13 protein-coding genes and 1 pseudogene are annotated in these 16,714 nt (G+C 41.3%); 4 read left to right on the top strand and 10 right to left on the bottom strand.

The features are described from left to right. Window positions 1-11: 11 nt before the first annotated feature. The 7 genes from GDK41_RS06415 to GDK41_RS06385 form a co-directional block, all read right to left on the bottom strand. On the bottom strand, window positions 12-1,634 hold the full coding sequence (locus GDK41_RS06415; RefSeq protein WP_152085629.1) for an EAL domain-containing protein: 1,623 nt from the start codon (window positions 1,632-1,634) through the stop codon (window positions 12-14). Window positions 1,635-1,764: 130 nt separating this feature from the next. Continuing rightward, on the bottom strand, window positions 1,765-2,064 hold the full coding sequence (gene ihfA, locus GDK41_RS06410; protein WP_010362644.1) for an integration host factor subunit alpha: 300 nt from the start codon (window positions 2,062-2,064) through the stop codon (window positions 1,765-1,767). 2 nt (window positions 2,065-2,066) lie between these two features. After that, window positions 2,067-4,454 carry a phenylalanine--tRNA ligase subunit beta gene (gene pheT, locus GDK41_RS06405; protein WP_152085628.1) on the bottom strand — a complete coding sequence of 796 codons (2,388 nt, stop codon included), beginning with the start codon at window positions 4,452-4,454 and terminating at the stop codon, window positions 2,067-2,069. Between the two features lie 13 nt (window positions 4,455-4,467). After that, window positions 4,468-5,448 carry a phenylalanine--tRNA ligase subunit alpha gene (gene pheS / locus GDK41_RS06400; protein ID WP_152085627.1) on the bottom strand — a complete coding sequence of 327 codons (981 nt, stop codon included), beginning with the start codon at window positions 5,446-5,448 and terminating at the stop codon, window positions 4,468-4,470. Window positions 5,449-5,627: 179 nt separating this feature from the next. Then, the gene (gene hda / locus GDK41_RS06395; protein WP_442960195.1) at window positions 5,628-6,335 is read right to left on the bottom strand and encodes a DnaA inactivator Hda; all 708 of its coding nucleotides are present in this window, start codon (window positions 6,333-6,335) and stop codon (window positions 5,628-5,630) included. Further along, window positions 6,335-7,393 carry a DUF2066 domain-containing protein gene (locus tag GDK41_RS06390; RefSeq protein WP_152085625.1) on the bottom strand — a complete coding sequence of 353 codons (1,059 nt, stop codon included), beginning with the start codon at window positions 7,391-7,393 and terminating at the stop codon, window positions 6,335-6,337. Before GDK41_RS06390 ends, hda begins: the two co-directional genes overlap by 1 nt. Before the next feature lie 73 nt (window positions 7,394-7,466). Further along, a complete protein-coding gene (locus GDK41_RS06385; protein WP_152085624.1) occupies window positions 7,467-8,663 on the bottom strand; it encodes a sensor domain-containing diguanylate cyclase in 1,197 nt (398 codons plus the stop codon). A 256-nt stretch (window positions 8,664-8,919) separates the two neighbouring features. On the opposite strand from GDK41_RS06385, the gene gloA reads away from it, so the two are divergent. Continuing rightward, window positions 8,920-9,360, top strand: coding sequence for a lactoylglutathione lyase (gloA, locus tag GDK41_RS06380; protein ID WP_152085623.1), 441 nt, complete (start codon window positions 8,920-8,922; stop codon window positions 9,358-9,360). Between the two features lie 20 nt (window positions 9,361-9,380). Here the strand turns inward: gloA and GDK41_RS06375 are convergent, their stop codons facing one another. From GDK41_RS06375 to GDK41_RS06365, 3 genes are all read right to left on the bottom strand, one after another. Beyond that, on the bottom strand, window positions 9,381-10,175 hold the full coding sequence (locus GDK41_RS06375; protein WP_152085622.1) for a substrate-binding periplasmic protein: 795 nt from the start codon (window positions 10,173-10,175) through the stop codon (window positions 9,381-9,383). Window positions 10,176-10,321: 146 nt separating this feature from the next. After that, window positions 10,322-13,111 carry a collagenase gene (locus GDK41_RS06370; RefSeq protein ID WP_152085621.1) on the bottom strand — a complete coding sequence of 930 codons (2,790 nt, stop codon included), beginning with the start codon at window positions 13,109-13,111 and terminating at the stop codon, window positions 10,322-10,324. Between the two features lie 283 nt (window positions 13,112-13,394). Continuing rightward, a complete protein-coding gene (locus tag GDK41_RS06365; RefSeq protein ID WP_232056535.1) occupies window positions 13,395-13,715 on the bottom strand; it encodes an amidohydrolase family protein in 321 nt (106 codons plus the stop codon). A gap of 1,083 nt (window positions 13,716-14,798) precedes the next feature. Here GDK41_RS06365 and GDK41_RS06360 point away from each other — a divergent pair. The 3 genes and pseudogenes from GDK41_RS06360 to GDK41_RS06350 all read left to right on the top strand — a co-directional run bounded on the left by GDK41_RS06360 (window position 14,799) and on the right by GDK41_RS06350 (window position 16,517). Further along, a complete protein-coding gene (locus GDK41_RS06360; protein WP_152085619.1) occupies window positions 14,799-15,260 on the top strand; it encodes a PepSY domain-containing protein in 462 nt (153 codons plus the stop codon). After that, window positions 15,205-15,575 (top strand): annotated as a pseudogene (locus tag GDK41_RS06355) (hypothetical protein); the annotation flags it as partial. The gene GDK41_RS06360 and the pseudogene GDK41_RS06355, both read left to right, overlap by 56 nt. Before the next feature lie 27 nt (window positions 15,576-15,602). Then, a complete protein-coding gene (locus tag GDK41_RS06350; RefSeq protein WP_152085617.1) occupies window positions 15,603-16,517 on the top strand; it encodes a M4 family metallopeptidase in 915 nt (304 codons plus the stop codon). The last annotated feature ends 197 nt before the right edge of the window (window positions 16,518-16,714 follow it).

Below are 16,714 nucleotides of genomic sequence, written 5' to 3'. Positions count from 1 at the left end.
TGTTACGCTTTCTATGCCGCCGAAACATGCATCGTTGCTAACCTTTCACTGGTCTGAGCAATTTTAGTCAACGCGCCAATTTTCAAAGCTTTGTAGTAACACCACCCCTGATGCACCGTAACGCCCTTACTAAGCAAATAGGCCGCTTGGTGCGGTGTTTCAACACCTTCCGCTATCAGTTTTTTATCCAGCTTATTCGCCATCTCAATCACTGCATTAAGAACCGGAGACTGCAAGTTATCAAGACCTATTGATGCTACAAAGCTTTGATCAATTTTAAGTAAGTCTATCGGAAAACTCTGTAAATACTGCAAACCACTATAACCTGTACCAAAATCATCAACTGCCACTTCGATTCCCGTATTCACTAACTGCTCAAGGGTTCTCTTTACTTGGTTTTGAGATAAAACATCTCGTTCAGTCAACTCAATCGTCAATGCATTGATCTTTTGGTGCGCTCGGTACAATGCACTTAAGTAATCATTACAGCACAGCAACTGACCATTTACGTTAAAAGACACTTTAAAATTAGGGCTTTGTGCCAGAAGCGGTTGCAACTCTTCAACGGCGGTGTTCACCTGTGCGATGGATATTTCAACAATCGCACCACTTCTCTCGGCTTCAGGAATAAAATAAGCTGGACCTAACTCACCTTCACTCGGGTGTTGCCAGCGGATCAATACTTCGACACCAACTATTTGTTGTGTTTTCGCATCAATTAACGGTTGATAGACATTAAACAACTGTTTTTTTGCGATAGCTTGTTTCAATTGAGATTTTAAACTCAACTGTCGCAACTCATAATGATGGTGTAAAAAGCTTAAGGCGACCCAAACAAACACATATAGCATCGCCAATGCAGTTAACGAAGATGAGGCCACCGCAAAAATTGATGTGCTATCACTGCTCGCTACAATCGCTAATTTAGGTAAAGCCTCCAGTGGCTGAGCATATAAAAACTTATCTTGACCATCATCAAACTGCCCTTTAGCCTGAAGCGGCATATGTAACGGAAATAGAGACGTGTTTAACGGTAAGCTATAGTTACCTTGCAATATAATTGGCACGCCCGTTTCACTATCGACTAAGGCAATAAAATCAAGTGCCGAGTACTGCTCTAGTTCCAAGATATGACGGAGCCAATCACTGGGCAATAACACATTCACTTCATAACCATCTGAACGAGTTCTGGCCAATACAAAAGCAGATGCCTCCATATATTCACTAATAATTGGCCCATGGTACCTCAGCCCTTCAGTTTTAAGAGGTATACTCGTTTGAATAGGAGGATTGAGTTGACCATAAGAGTTACATAGCAATTGCCCCTTTTGGTTAACTATCCCAATTTCGCTCATTGCTGGGTTTTTAAAGACTTGCTGACGTAGCTGAAATACGGTTTGAGGAGGACAATTAACATCCAAAGAGTGCGCTTGACTTAAAAAGACATCAATTTCTTTGAGCTGAGAGTTGAGTTCGAAATGCACTTTTTTGGCGATGTTTTGAATATGCAGCTGCTCTGCATCACGATGCTGTACAAACAGCAACGCCAATAAAATGCCAAAAATAAAGCTGCAAGCCAGCCAAGCTAATACAATACTTCTTAACTGCTTTGCGAACACAAATGTTCTTGGCATGATCTAAACCCCAGCCTGCCATTGTAAGTAGTCCCAATTTTAAATAACTAATGTGGCTTTTTTATGACAAAACAAAAGGCCCTGATTTTAAATCAGGGCCTTAAGATTAGCGTTCAACTTATAGAAAATCTTAACTTTCTTTACTAGTACCAACTTCGACGCGAGTCTTTAGTTTTTGGCCTGGGCGGAAAGTTACTACGCGACGCGCAGAGATAGGAATGTCTTCACCTGTTTTAGGGTTTCGACCCGGTCTCTCTTTTTTGTCACGGAGATCAAAGTTACCAAATCCAGAGAGCTTAACTTGCTCTCCTTTTTCAAGCGCTGAGCGGATTTCTTCAAAAAACGCTTCAACTAAATCTTTGGCATCCTTTTTATTTATCCCCAATTTTTCAAATAGGTGTTCAGCTATGTCGGCTTTAGTAAGCGCCATATCTAGTCCCTCAACGATGCATTAAATTGTTTGGCCAGCTCGGCCACCACGTTGTCTACAACTTGGTTGATGTCTTTCTCTTCGAGCGTTCTATCAACCGCTTGTAATGTAAGAGCAATCGCCAAACTCTTAAAATCTGGCTCAATACCTTTGCCCTTATACACATCGAATAAGTTTAGGTCAACTAATTGATTTCCGCCAACTTTCTCAATGCTTTCTAAAATATCGCCTATTTTTACGTCATCTGCAACTAAAATAGCAATATCTCTTCGATTTGATGGAAATTTAGACACACTCACCGCCTCAGGGAGCTTACGGCTACTAATAGCATCTACTTCTACTTCAAATACATAAGCTGTGCTATTTAATCCAAGAGACTTTTGTAATTGTGGATGAACTGCACCAATAAAGCCAACTTTCACATCATCAAAATATATAGCCGCAGATTGCCCAGGATGCAAACCGTCGTTAGCTTGCGCTTTAAAGCTAAAACGAGCACTGTCATTGGTTAAAGAGAGTAGCGCTTCTACATCCCCTTTCACATCGAAGAAATCAGCAGGGCGAGACGCCACAGACCAATGTTCATTATGTGTATTACCAAACACAATACCGCCTAAAACAGCTACTTGCGCTACGCCATTTTCTGCTGAGTCATCTTTTAAAAACTTCAAGCCATGCTCAAATAAACGAATGCGTGACTGTTGGCGGTTTTGGTTGTATACCACCGCATTAATCAAGCCAGTCATCAGGCTGACACGCATTGCCGACATTTCTACAGAAATAGGATGTGGCAGAACCAATGCGTCTGATTCTGGGTGCAATAGTTTTTGTGCTTTTGGATCAACAAAGCTGTAGGTGATAGCTTCTTGATAACCTCGAGATACAAGCTCATTACGCATGCGTGATACAGGCACGTTTGATTCTACGTGCGTGGTCATTTTCAATGCAGCGGTTGGTGCTACATTTGGAATGTTATTGTAACCAAACACGCGAGCAACTTCTTCGATTAGATCTTCTTCAATGCTAATATCAAAACGATAGCTCGGCACCTGAGCCTGCCATGTATCGTTTGCAAAACTAACCGTAAGGCCTAAACGCGTTAAAATATTGGTTACCTTCGCATCGTCGATATGATAGCCAATCACTCTATCTAAACGAGCACGGCGTAATGTAACCGACTTTTCTTTTGGTAAATCAGCTTCAGACACAGCCTCAACAACAGGACCGGCTTCACCACCAACAATATCTAATAACAGTGCTGTTGCACGCTCCATCGCGTCGCGTTGCAGCTTATAATCAACACCACGCTCATAACGGTGCGAAGCATCTGTGTGCAAGCCATAGCTACGAGCTTGGCCAGCAATAGCCAATGGCGAGAAAAATGCACTTTCAAGAAGGATATCTTGAGTGCCCTCTTTGACACCTGACGCCTCACCACCAAAAATGCCCGCCATCGCCAATGCTTTGTTATCATCAGCAATGAGTAGCGTTGAAGGGTTTAGCTTAGCTGTATTGCCGTCTAGCAACACCAGCTCTTCACCTTCATTGGCATTACGTACTTTGATACCACCTTCAATGGCATTCAAATCGAACGCGTGCATTGGATGGCCAAGTTCTAGCAGTACATAGTTAGTTACGTCAACAACTGGGTCAATTGAGCGCACACCAGAACGACGCAGTTTCTCAACCATCCAAAGCGGTGACGTGGCATCCAAATTAATGCCTTTAATGATACGACCTAAATAGCGTGGACACGCTTGGCTGTTTACCAATTCAATCGAGATTTTGTCATCAATTGTTGGCTGTACCGCTTCAATTGCAACTTCAGTCACATCAAGCGAGTTTAATACGCCCACTTCACGCGCTAAACCTTTGATACCTAAACAATCGCTACGGTTTGCAGTTAAATCAACGTCAATCGTCACGTCATCTAACGAGAAACACTCTCGAATACACTGTCCGATAGGTGCATCAGATGGCAACTCTAAGATGCCATCTGAGCTTTCTGCCATGCCGAGTTCTTCAAATGCGCATAGCATGCCGTGAGACGGCTGGCCACGAAGTTTCGCTTTTTTGATTTTGAAGTCACCAGGTAGAACTGCACCTACTTTAGCAACTGCCACTTTTAAACCTGCGCGACAGTTTGCAGCACCACACACGATGTCTAAAAGCTCGTCTTCACCTACGTTTACTTTTGTTACGCGTAGTTTGTCTGCATCAGGGTGTTGGCCACACTCAACCACTTCGCCAATTACGACACCAGAGAAGTCACCAGCAACGTCATCTAAGCCATCAACTTCTAAGCCTGCCATAGAAAGCTGTTCAGAAAGAGCCTCAGTATCAATGGCTGGATTAACCCACTCGCGTAACCACTTTTCACTAAATTTCATATTTACTTCGCTCTTATCTGAATTGGTTTAGGAATTTTAAATCGTTTTCGAAAAATGCACGTAAGTCGTTTACGCCATATCGCAACATGGTTAAACGCTCTACACCCATACCAAAAGCGAAGCCTGTGTATTTTTCAGGATCTATGCCAACTGAACGTAAAACATTTGGGTGCACCATACCGCAGCCTAGTACCTCTAACCACTTGCCGTTTTTACCTTTTACGTCAACTTCTGCTGAAGGCTCTGTGAATGGGAAGTATGAAGGGCGGAAGCGAATTTCCATATCTTCTTCAAAAAAGTTACGCAAGAAGTCGTGCAAAATACCTTTAAGCTCAGTAAAGCTCACATCGGTGTCAACCATCAAGCCTTCTACTTGATGGAACATTGGCGTGTGCGTTTGGTCGTAATCATTTCGGTATACACGACCAGGAGAGATGATTCTAAGTGGTGGCTGCTCAGCTTCCATTGTACGGATTTGGACTCCACTGGTTTGCGTGCGCAGAACCAACTTAGGATTAAAATAGAATGTATCGTGATCGGCACGCGCTGGGTGGTGCTCAGGAATATTTAAGGCGTCAAAGTTATGGAAGTCATCTTCCACTTCAGGACCAGACTTAACAGCAAAACCTAACTCACCAAAAAAGGACTCAATACGCTCGATGGTACGCGTTACTGGATGTAATCCTCCAACTGGCATTTTACGCCCTGGTAGAGTCACATCAATAGTCTCTTGTGCCAGTTTTTTCTCAAGTGCTTGTTGAGTTAAAAACTCTCGCTTTTCATTTATTGCATCTTGCACTTGTGTTTTGGCTTGGTTGATCACCGCCCCAGCCTCTTTACGCTCTTCTGGCGCCAATGTGCCTAGGGTTTTTAGTAATCCTGTGATCTCACCTTTTTTACCAAGGTAATTAACTCGGACATCCTCAAGGTGCGCTATTTCGCTTGCGCCTGCAACGGCTTCTAGCGCCTGCGCTAAAATATTCTCTAAGTTCATTCTATACCTGATCTTTATGGAGGTAATTTGCTGTGTATTAATCGCTTATGATAACTGAAAGCAAGGGCTAGATTCTAGCCCTAACTTGGCTGAGTTTACTATTGATAGTGAATATTTGTAAAAAGTTACGACTTTGCAAGTAAATTGCATCTTAGCAAATACCAGCAGTTGCTATTTACTCATAAATTCAATGTAGTTTTAATAAATGGAATCGTCAGCTTGCGCTGCGCTGCCATCGAAGCATGGTCCAGCTTATCTAACACATCCAGTAGTGCCCGCATATCTCTGCTTAGCCTTGTTAATAAAAAGCGCGCACATTCGTCTGATAACTCCAACCCTCGCATATTGGCACGTTTAACGAGCGCTTCAGCCTTATCATCATCGCTCATAGAACGGATCTGAAAAGTCGTCCCCCATGCTAAGCGAGATTCAAGATCAGGTAAGTTGATATTTAACATGTTAGGTAACAAGTCAGCCGTCACTACCAGACATTTGTTCGGCTCGTTAAAACGATTAAAAAAATTGAATAGGGCCTTTTCCCAAGACTCAGCCCCAGCCACCAAATGCACGTCGTCAATGCACACAACATCAAGAGCTTCTAAGCCATCTAAAACAGCAGGGCCAAAGTCAATCACTTCGCGTAGGCTCAATAAAATAGTCGAAAGCCCCATTTCTTGTGCATGAATACACGTCGCGTACAGTAGATGTGACTTGCCAGAGTCAGCCAAACCACATAAATACGTATATTGAAAATCCTTGGTAATATTTTGCAACGAGGCTTTTAGGTGATTTACCTCTAAAGATTGCGCACCACCAAAATAAGATTCAAATGTTTCGTCATCAGGTAATGTAACGGGCAACGCCATCTGCAATGGTTCGTTACTCATCACTGTTCACCTACCCAGCTATACCTAAGGTTACTCACATTAGCGACCTGATAAAAAGCATGAGGGTCTATGTAAACACTAAAGGCTTGTTCTAAATTGAGCGACTTTATCAAATCTTCCAAGTTTGAGCTGTGCTTAATGACAAAGCGAATTTTATCGGCAGAGCGGTAAGTTACATCAACATCAACAACGGTACTCATACTGGCTAGTTGCCTTTTTGCAAGCTCTATCGCGGTAAATGTGTTCAGATTGTCAACGAGTAAAGAGGTTGTCTGCAACGCAACGCTCTGCTTGGGGTCTATCGCATAATTCAAGGCAAGGGCTTGCGAAAAGTTATTGACCATTTCACTCAAAATTTGCTGTTTATCACCCACTAACTTATTCACTTCGAATGATTGTGCATCGGTGTAGCGCCACTCTAACTGCCAACGACTACTACTTGGCTGCTGGAACATTCTTGCAGTAATAACTCGCTCTGCATTATATCGCTGTGACGCGAATTCTACAGGTTTAGAAAAGTTACCCCATACTTCTGCGATGCTGACTTTACTTAAATCATCTAAATCCAGTAAAGGAACAATAACGGGTACTCCCCACTCTGCTGCAGTGTCGTAAATTAATCTTTCTAGTTGTGGATAGCTATCTTGAGTAACAAACTCTCGGCGAAAATTATCTTCAATCGCAAGCCAAATTGCGATCAAGGGCCTTCTATTGCCCCATAGAGGAAGCTGGGCATCTCTGACTAACTCTTCTACTTTACTTGGTTCAAATCTAACACGTATCTTTGTCGAGCCATCATCAGCCTCAAGATACTCATACTTAAGCATGTAGTCTGAAATAGAGCGCATGGCCTGTCTTATCAGCGCAGAGTCTCCTCCCTCATGGCGCCCTGTTAGCTTTTTAATTACGTTATATAACGCCTGTTTGCTCGCATCAACACGTGTATCTCGGCTTTTATCTGTTACATAAAGCTCACTTTGATACAGATCCGTTACCTCTACTGCGGCACTTTGCAACGACCATACACAACAAAAAATAAACAATATTCTCAATGCCATAACTTAAGCTACAGTAAATCATTATAGGTCGATCCTAAAGCAAAGCAGCGTCAAAGCAAAGCCTTTAAGATACTTAAAACTGTTTTGATACTGAAAAAGAAATTTGCCCTTTTCCGTTATGTTTTGCCTGATACAGCGCATCATCAGCTTGATGTAAAATATCTTCAGCACTAAATGCTTGGGCGTAGTTGCCCGCCACCCCAATACTACAACCACACTGTACTTGCTTATTTGTATCTTCAACTGAGATTGGCATACATATGACTGCCAGTAACCTTTCACATACTTGCTTTAACACACCAAAGTGCAATGGCTCTGTCATAAGTACTACAAATTCGTCGCCACCTAAACGCGATACTAAGTCATAGCTTCTAACTTCCTCTGTTAATCTTTGCGCGACCACTTTAAGTACACTATCTCCAGCTTTGTGACCATAAGTGTCATTTATCGGTTTAAAATCATCTAAATCTATGTACAAAACATAAACCTCAAGCGCTGTACGCTCTGACTTTGACGAAAGGCGCGATAACTCCTTAAATAAGTACTTCCTATTAGCTAGGCCTGTTAAGTTGTCATGTAATGATTCATATTCAAGCTGATGTTGTAATTGCTCACGCTTCGTTACCTCTAAGCGAACTTCTTCTAAGCTTTTTTGTAATTCTCGCGTGCGCTCTTGAACTCGCTCTTCCAATTCTCTTTGATAAATTTGCAGCGCCTCATTGGCTTCGATTAATGCCCTTTGATTATTAAACGCATCTAAGGCTGAGGAGATCACATGGCTAATAGTATAAAGAACGTCAACAATCACCCCTGAGTATTCTTGCTCATTGCGATATGACTGAATGATAAATGCCCCTAAAAAGGAACTACGATTGACTAAAGGGAAGCACAACCACTGTTTAGGTATTGTCCCAAGCACTTGAACGTCGCCACTGGCGATAAGCTCGTTAATATCTTGCTCGGTAAAATTGCAAATTTTCCGTTGATTAATTGCGTAGCCTGTTAGGGTATTTTCAATCACAGTCACATCGATATCTTCCAAATCTTCAGCACGAAGGTCGTCCATCACGTCATGAAAATAAGGAAAACTCAGCACCCCATCTTCAGTACCAAACAAAACAACATAAAAGTTATCTGCATAGGTAACTTTCTGTAAGATACAATGAATATCTAGCAAAAACCGTTGAATAGAATCACTGGTATTTAGACAAGCAACGATATCTGTCACACTGTCAATAACGCTATCTTTCGCTATATTTTGAACAGTCATCGCTCCTCGCTACTTATAAACACTAACTCATAACCATTATCAATGAGTATAGAATAGGTTTATACGTTCGCTAAAAAACCGAGAACAAATAACTACATCGCCATATACAAACTTAAATTATGCTATGTCCTAAACTGAACAAACTTTGCTAGACGGCGAATGACGCTCGCACAAATGTCAGGCCGAACCATTTGTCACTTGTAATTTTAGCATCTGACCATAAATATAAACTTCTAATCATATAAGGGGCATGGATATGGACTTTTTACATACCATGGTGCGTGTTAAAGACTTAGACGCATCACTTAAATTTTATTGTGAGCTGCTGGGCCTTATCGAAGTAAAGCGATACGACAGTGAGCAAGGCCGTTTTTCTTTAATATACTTAGCAGCACCGGGGCAACTAGAAGAAGCCAAACAGAGCTTTAAACCAACTATTGAGTTAACTTACAACTGGGACCCTGAAGACTACTCTGGTGGCAGAAACTTTGGTCACCTGGCATTTTCTGTGGATGATATATACGCAATCTGCGATAAGCTGCGTCAAGCTGGTGTAACGATTAATCGCCCTCCTCGCTGTGGTCATATGGCATTTGTTAAATCACCTGATGGTATTTCCATTGAGCTATTGCAAAAAGGAAGCGCATTGGAGCCACAAGAGCCATGGGTGTCAATGGAAAATACTGGTACTTGGTAATATCAATAACAATCATATGCCTAGGGTGCTATTCCTAGGTCCTGCTCGGTAATATGATATTTTTTTAAAAGTTTTTGTAATGCTTGCTGAAACTCATGGTCAATAAGCAACTTGTTGATATTATCAATCACAGGTTGCATTTTTTTTTCAGCGACGATTGCTCGCATATAAGATTCATGTGGCTGTTTTGAATAATAAATATCGTTTTTCCAGTGTGGCTGCTGTGACACCAAATAATCGGCCGTCGCTCTACTTATGACAGCAACATCTAAGCGCTGCTTCACAACCATTTCTAACAACTGAAGCTCGGTGCCTGTTTCAACTAGCGTGGCTTTTTCAAGCGTTATCACAGGTGCCACTTGAAAATAATAATACCCTCTCACCCCACCTATCGTCTTCGAGTACAAAGAAATTGGGTTTTCAAACTCAAAGGGGGTTTTAACGTGTGAGACAAATTCGTCTCTATCATTCATAAACGGTAAAGACCATGCGAACTTAGTCTGTTGACGATCTCTGAACCAAACTGGGCTTACACCGATAATTAATCCATCCAATGTGTTTTGTTCTATGTCTCTATTAAGACGCTTACGCGGCATATATTCCAGCTTAAACACCACCGTCGTCTGAAATTGATTAAGTAGTCCAGTCAAATCAAAATACAGGCCTTCTTCTTCTTCAACATCTATAAGGTAAGGGGGTTTTAAATGATAAGCATAGATATTAACTTGTTGTTTTGCATAAGATAAAGAGGTAATAAACAGCAAGCTTATTACTGTAATAATGTGTAACAAAGGTTGATGTGGTATCAGCGTCATAGCTTGCGAGTCGCTCTATCTCGATTAACATAGATCCTGTACACAGTGTTAACCAGCCAGTAACACAATGCAAACTATTTATACGCCATTCGTATAAATGTGGAAACGGTACATAGACTAACTTGAGCCTATGTACCAACTAGTTACTAGTTACAACCGCCATCATTGTAGGTTACTTTAAGCGATGCAGCTTGCGAGTCGCCAGATACTTTTAAGTAACCCCAAAACTGCGATTGACCACTTACACTAATGCACTCTGCGTTACCTTGATTATCAGAACGCGCATCAACATTTGTACCATTTGGCCAACCTGAGTTACTGTACTCTAAAGTTAAATCGCCACTGCCATTAGCGGTTTCGATGCGAATAGTGCTTTGTTCATTAACACTTTCTAAACTAAACCACATAACCGATTCATCACCCAAGCAGATAAGCTCTCCATCTTTTACTCGACCACTTGTTCTTGCAGCTTGAGTTGTACATGCATCAGGAAGTGACGCGATTGGCGCATCAAAATTAGCAACCAGTTGCACATTGTCAAAGGCATTGTAGCCTCTGATCATCACAAAATATTTACCCGATTGAGGCTGTGCAAAGTCACATTGCTCACTGTTACCACCCACATATGGACGGCAATCATAACTTGTTAGTGTCGGTTCACTGTTGTAACGCACATATAAGTCTGCATCTCCTTCACCTGCAGATAATGCAAAGCTTAAATTACTCGCTTGCGGCGGCACATCCAGCACAAACAATAACTCTTCATTTTGCTGCCCTGAAATAGTAACGGCTTGCCCACGTTTAAGCGGGGTTGCCCCTTGTCCTTGTGCTACTGTTACTGAAGTGCTTGCAGTGTTTGACAACCCATCAGAGTCTGTAACTGTCAATGTAACGGTATATTCACCCGCATTGTCATAGGTATGAGATGGATCAGCCTGCGAGCTATGGTTACCATCACCAAAGTCCCACTGGTAGCTGGCAATTGTGCCCTCAGCATCACTACTTCCGTCGCTAGAAAAAGCAATAGCTTCACCCGCATTGCCACTGTATGGGCCATTTATTTTAGCAACAGGTGCAGTGTTGTCTCCCATAGCTAGCTCTTGTGTCCACTGGGTAAAGTCGCTATCAAGGCGTACTTGCCAATCATTGATGAGCGCTTTGTAGCCTGCCCAATCGCCAACACGAGTTTTACCTAGCATTTTATTCAGTTCGTCGTTGTGACGCTCAAACATAAAGCGCACCGCAAGATAACCCCAACGATATATTCTGTCTTGGTCAAAACCATCATATGTAGTTGCAAATACTTGCTGTAAATTGTAAACCGAGCCGTCTTTAATGGTATCAATAGCTTTTTGGTTATCATTAAGGTTTGCAATATATTCAGCAACCCCCTCGCTCCACCAAACAATGGCTTCTGTCGGTGCATTAAAATCACCATACAGGTCAAATCGTCCATCTAAATAATGCACGTATTCATGTTCTAGGTTCCAAACAAAGTGATCCGCTTTTGCATAACTGGCCTCATACGCAACAAAGTTAGCCTGGTTATCCGTTTTGCCTGGATCACCCTCTAAATACATGCCACCATTGTTGGTATCAATTTTAAATATGGCTTTTGCGTATTTTTTGTAATCGTTACTACTATTGAAGATATTTACTTGTAATACCGTATTATTATCATCAGCAACAGGCGTTTGCCCGGTCGCTAAACGTGTGTGGAAGCGCGTTTCTTCTGCTGCCATAGTGTCACATGCTGAGGATAGTTGCTGAGACGTCATCTGTTGTGAACGAATGCGAATAGTACTGCTACATTGGTGCGTTTGTGATAGCACTTGCTGCGTTAGAGTGTCTTCAAAATTACAGATCCCAAACTCAGAACAATCAGCATAGTAAGACGCTACATCCGCAGCATTTAGCCAAAGCGCATCACCAAAACCGTAGCTTTTGTAGGTAGAGAAAAGCTGCTTCAAGCCATTGGTTACAATAGCATCTATTTCGCTTGCGCCATATTGCTTTAACCTTGCAAGCTCACCAGATGCATTGACAATTAAAAACTCTGAGTCTGAATTAACCATCCAAGAATTTTGCGTAAAGGCAACGAGCTTATTCACCAAATCAGTATCTTTTTTGATTTTACTAACATAGGCATCATTCCACTGACCACGGAACAAAATCGTAAAAATACCATTGATGGCATTGCGCATATTACGGTTGCTTGCATAGCTTTCGTCAAAGCGAGTTAGCCATTGACGCACCACCTCCAAATACTCATGCTGCAGCTCTGCACTGTCCATCGTTGTGATAACTTCTTGAAGCACTTTACCGTGGTCGTTATTGTTGTCATAAAAATGGCTGTTATTCACAAAGGCATCTATTGATAGCTTAACGTTTGCACTGATGCTGCTATCAAAGGTGACTGCATCGTTATAAAACTCAACATAAAAACCCGCACGAATGAACAAAAATAGCGCCGTCAAGTCATTACTTCCGTTGCCTGTGTAGCTGCTGGCAAGTACTTTAGCATGCTCCACTACCGCACTCATTTTTGCATTTGTAAACACAGCAACTTGCGTATCACTGCTTGCTGAAAACAACTCATTAACACAGCTGCTCCCTTGTGACTTAACTAAATCAATGAGTTGAGTAGCTGATGCATTTGCCAGTGCATCAAGTTCACAAGATTGTGTTGAATCATCTGTGAGTATTTGGCGCATCTGCAGGGTCGGATTTAGATTATCCACTCTAGTTAAGTTTGACGCTGCCACGGGCGCCCGTTCATTTTTATGGCTGTGCTCATGACCATGTTCGGTATGCTCAACTACTTGTGCTGAGTAAGGCTGCATAAGAGCTGGTTCTATATGCTCTGATGCCATAATGCTTTGACTAACGCTCAGCCCCAAAAATGGCAGAGATAAAATAATGTTATTTAGTTTCATAATGTACCTTTGTATGTTGTGTATCCAAGCCTTCTCTTTGAAGACATAATATTATTAACACCAAATAAACACTGTATACAATATATTTTATATAACTTTAACGCATAGAGGTAGATCAACAAGGGCATAAACACATATAAAAGTCACGCAAAATTATCGATAAAACTTTGAATAAAAAGAATTTAATGTAGGGATATTACGGTGAACAACTAGAGTTTAATCAATACTTGATATTAATTTGTGGTTATAACTTCCAGAACAAGGGCCTTGTCCATGGAAAGCTTTAAGAGGTTACGTTGCTATAGCAATTTATGATTGCAAGGTCTCTAAAACAATGGCTTGTGGCAAGCGGATCATCTGATAAATGGACAAAATTTGCCTGACCACCAACTTGTAGCTTCCCCCCTTCACAGCCCAAATGTGTAGCGCTCGCACTGGTAATGGCATTTAAGGATTGCTCTTTAGTTAGACACTGTTCTGGCAGTAATGAGCGCTCGTGACGAGTATAACAACCCGGCGCATATTCCATTATTCGTGTACAAGCTTGTTCGGCAGCGCGCATTGGACCTAGCGGTTGCATTGGAAATCCAGACTGCAAGCACACATTGTAACCTTGGGCTACAAGTTGTTGGCAAGGCAACAACAATGATTGACCATGATAACTCTGTACCCACTCATATCCACAATATCCAACATCACCGATATTAATTACAACTGACCTATCCGTATGGTCGTTATGTTAACAGGCAATAAAGTTTGCCCGTAAGGTGTACTAATAACTTAAAATAGTGCCTGCAATTGGAGCTATGATTAAGCCTATTCTCAAATATCTATACAGCATAGCGACACTGTATAAGTGTTCTTAAATTCGTTTTTTACGCAAACGCTTTAATGCTAAAACATAATTGTCATTGCAAGTTTTCGGAGAGGAAATATCGACACTATAGCTCGAACTTCATTGGCTCTCCTTTCTTCATTTCTCCCTTCTGTATATCGAACCCTATATCACATACAAGCGCTAAGTGGGGCAGCCTGAATCCAGACTTTCGTTTCTCCGACACACAAACTAACGTAAATGTAACGTGAAAATTTGGCAATGTGACTAATACGGCGACTTATATAATAATTTCAGCGTAAACTAAAGGTAAAATGTATAACCCCTAAAGAAAAAAGAAAAATAAACCATGTAAATCAACAGAATAAAAACATAACACTTTCACCCAAAGTATTTAAACGATCTCTTCACCTTGTTGAATCTCTCAATTTGCCATGTTAATTATTTGTTTACCACCGAGTTTAATCGATGGCTACAGAACGTTTAGCCACTCAATAAAGTGATAGCAGTGTCTTTTGAGCTGTACATATTATTCGGTAGGTATTTATTTATCATCTACATCTAATGAGGAATTTATGAACAAGCCATACTCTATAAAAAAACAAGTGTGTAAGCATATCTATATGTACAATCTCTATTCTCAGCTCCACTGCTGTCAATGCAAAAATCATTGATCAAGATAACGAGCGATTTATTATTAAGCTTAACTCAAGCTATGTTTCTAGCGAGTTAAGTAAAAAGCAGTATGCTCATAACAATCGGCTCAGATAGTGAGTGAATTGACAATTCATTCGTTGTTGCGTGAATCAAAAGCTTTAGTCGAAGTGCCAGTGCGATCAGGTGTTAAAAAAAATGCGCATGCAACAATATTACCAAGGTATTCCTCTATTAGGTGAGTCATTCGTCATGAGCAAAAGCCCAAGTGGTAGCTTGGATTTATTTGGTGACGTGATAACGGAAATTAACGATGATATAGCATCTATAGTGCCAAAAATAACAGCAGAGTTTGCGATTAAAACGGCATTAGAACATACTAAACTTCGTATCGGAGATCTTCAGAACCCATCACAACAGCTCTATATTTGGCTAGATGCTGAAGATAAAGCGCATTTAGTCTGGCTGGTATCTTTTCACAGCGATGTGGATAAACCTATTCGACCACATTTTATTCTCGATGCCCATAATGGACTGCTATTGCGCCAATGGGATGAGTTAATACATGTGTCTAAGTCGATAAAAGCGGGAGGCCCTGGTGGAAATGGTAAAACGGGGCTTTATTACTATGGAATTGAGCGAGATGCTACCACAGTTTGATGTAATAGAAGAACAAGGCCTTTGCTATTTAGACAGCCCCAATGTTGCAACGTTTGATATGCGTAATACTACGAGCGAACTGCATTTGCATGAATTTGTGTGCTCTGAGAATGTAGCGAGGGAAGTAAATGGTGCTTTCTCCCTTTTAAATGATGCTCACGCATTTGCACACTATACGAATAAAATGTTTACTCAGTGGACTAACACTCCGGCACTCAAAGACCAAATAAAAATGCGCGTGCATTACGGACAAAATAGAGCTTCAGCATTTTTTGGAATGGGAAGTTTGTTACTTTGGGGGATGGAGCACAAAGTAAATATCCATCAGCCACTTTGAGTGTTGTGGCTCACGAAATAGCACATGGCTTTACCGAGCAGAATTCACAACTAATTTATAGCGGCCAGTCTGGCGGGCTCAACGAAGCCTACTCAGACATTACCGCCGCTGCAGTGAACCAGTTTATACACCAACAGTTTAACTGGCAGATAGGCGACAAACTTCTAAAAGCAGAAGGCGCAGTTAGGTATATGGACAACCCAAAAATGGGCCACACTAGTCAATATAAGACCAATACAGGTGTACACACTAGCTCCGGAATATTTAATAAAGCGTTTTATGTACTTGCAACTAAACCAAATTGGAATATTCAAAAATCATTCAAACTATTTACACTTGCAAATCAACTTTATTGGACAAGCGATGCAACGTTTGAGTCTGCAGGGCAAGGCCTTTATCAAGCAGCGTTAGATCTTAACTACTGTGTAAACGATGTCGTTTTAGCCATGGAATCGGTAGGGGTTTATGACTCTGGCGTAAAAACCGATAGATACTGCCCAAATCAAGATAACGACTCAGGGCCTACGGCTCAGTTTTCATATAACAAACAACAGTTACAGGTCAGCTTTAATGAGCACTCTAGCGATGATAACGGCATTGTCAGCTACCATTGGTATTTTGACGATGGAGAGTTATCTACACTTGCTAACCCTACACACATTTATAAACAACCGGGAAGCTATAGTGTACGTCTGACCGTGGTCGATAGTAAGAATGTCCTCGATCATACTTTGCAAACTATTATCGTGCAAAGTGATACTTGTCATGTCGCAGCTTGGCAACCAGCACCAGTTTATCGTTACCCAGATAAAGCTGAGTACAATAATTTAGTTTATCAAGCACGATGGTGGACTCAAGGTAATCAGCCCGATCTATATTCTGAAGTGGCCAAGTTTGGCGCTACATTGAACCTTGTTTAGGAAGCAACTAGCCTTTGAGCTTGTAGATAATGAAGAGAGCTTTCCCAAAAAGACACAAAAAGGTTACTCGTTCTTATAGCTCACTTCATTGATTGTAAGATTGGTTAACAAGCTAAATATCATAGCTTTTACACTGTTTTAAGTTTCATGAGTTCGGCAACGTTATAGAAGATAAAAGCGTTTACTACATGCATTTA

The organism is Pseudoalteromonas sp. A25 (assembly GCF_009176705.1).
In the GTDB taxonomy this organism is placed as follows: Bacteria; Pseudomonadota; Gammaproteobacteria; order Enterobacterales; family Alteromonadaceae; genus Pseudoalteromonas.
This window is presented reverse-complemented; position numbering and strand designations above follow the sequence as displayed.

Excerpts from the sequence above, each read along its gene's own strand:
- GDK41_RS06415 (WP_152085629.1), bottom strand. The coding sequence starts at position 1,634 with ATGCCAAGAACATTTGTGTTCGCAAAGCAGTTAAGAAGTATTGTATTA.
- ihfA (WP_010362644.1), bottom strand. The coding sequence starts at position 2,064 with ATGGCGCTTACTAAAGCCGACATAGCTGAACACCTATTTGAAAAATTG.
- pheT (WP_152085628.1), bottom strand. The coding sequence starts at position 4,454 with ATGAAATTTAGTGAAAAGTGGTTACGCGAGTGGGTTAATCCAGCCATT.
- pheS (WP_152085627.1), bottom strand. The coding sequence starts at position 5,448 with ATGAACTTAGAGAATATTTTAGCGCAGGCGCTAGAAGCCGTTGCAGGC.
- hda (WP_442960195.1), bottom strand. The coding sequence starts at position 6,335 with ATGAGTAACGAACCATTGCAGATGGCGTTGCCCGTTACATTACCTGAT.
- GDK41_RS06390 (WP_152085625.1), bottom strand. The coding sequence starts at position 7,393 with ATGGCATTGAGAATATTGTTTATTTTTTGTTGTGTATGGTCGTTGCAA.
- GDK41_RS06385 (WP_152085624.1), bottom strand. The coding sequence starts at position 8,663 with ATGACTGTTCAAAATATAGCGAAAGATAGCGTTATTGACAGTGTGACA.
- gloA (WP_152085623.1), top strand. The coding sequence starts at position 8,920 with ATGGACTTTTTACATACCATGGTGCGTGTTAAAGACTTAGACGCATCA.
- GDK41_RS06375 (WP_152085622.1), bottom strand. The coding sequence starts at position 10,175 with ATGACGCTGATACCACATCAACCTTTGTTACACATTATTACAGTAATA.
- GDK41_RS06370 (WP_152085621.1), bottom strand. The coding sequence starts at position 13,111 with ATGAAACTAAATAACATTATTTTATCTCTGCCATTTTTGGGGCTGAGC.
- GDK41_RS06360 (WP_152085619.1), top strand. The coding sequence starts at position 14,799 with ATGCGCATGCAACAATATTACCAAGGTATTCCTCTATTAGGTGAGTCA.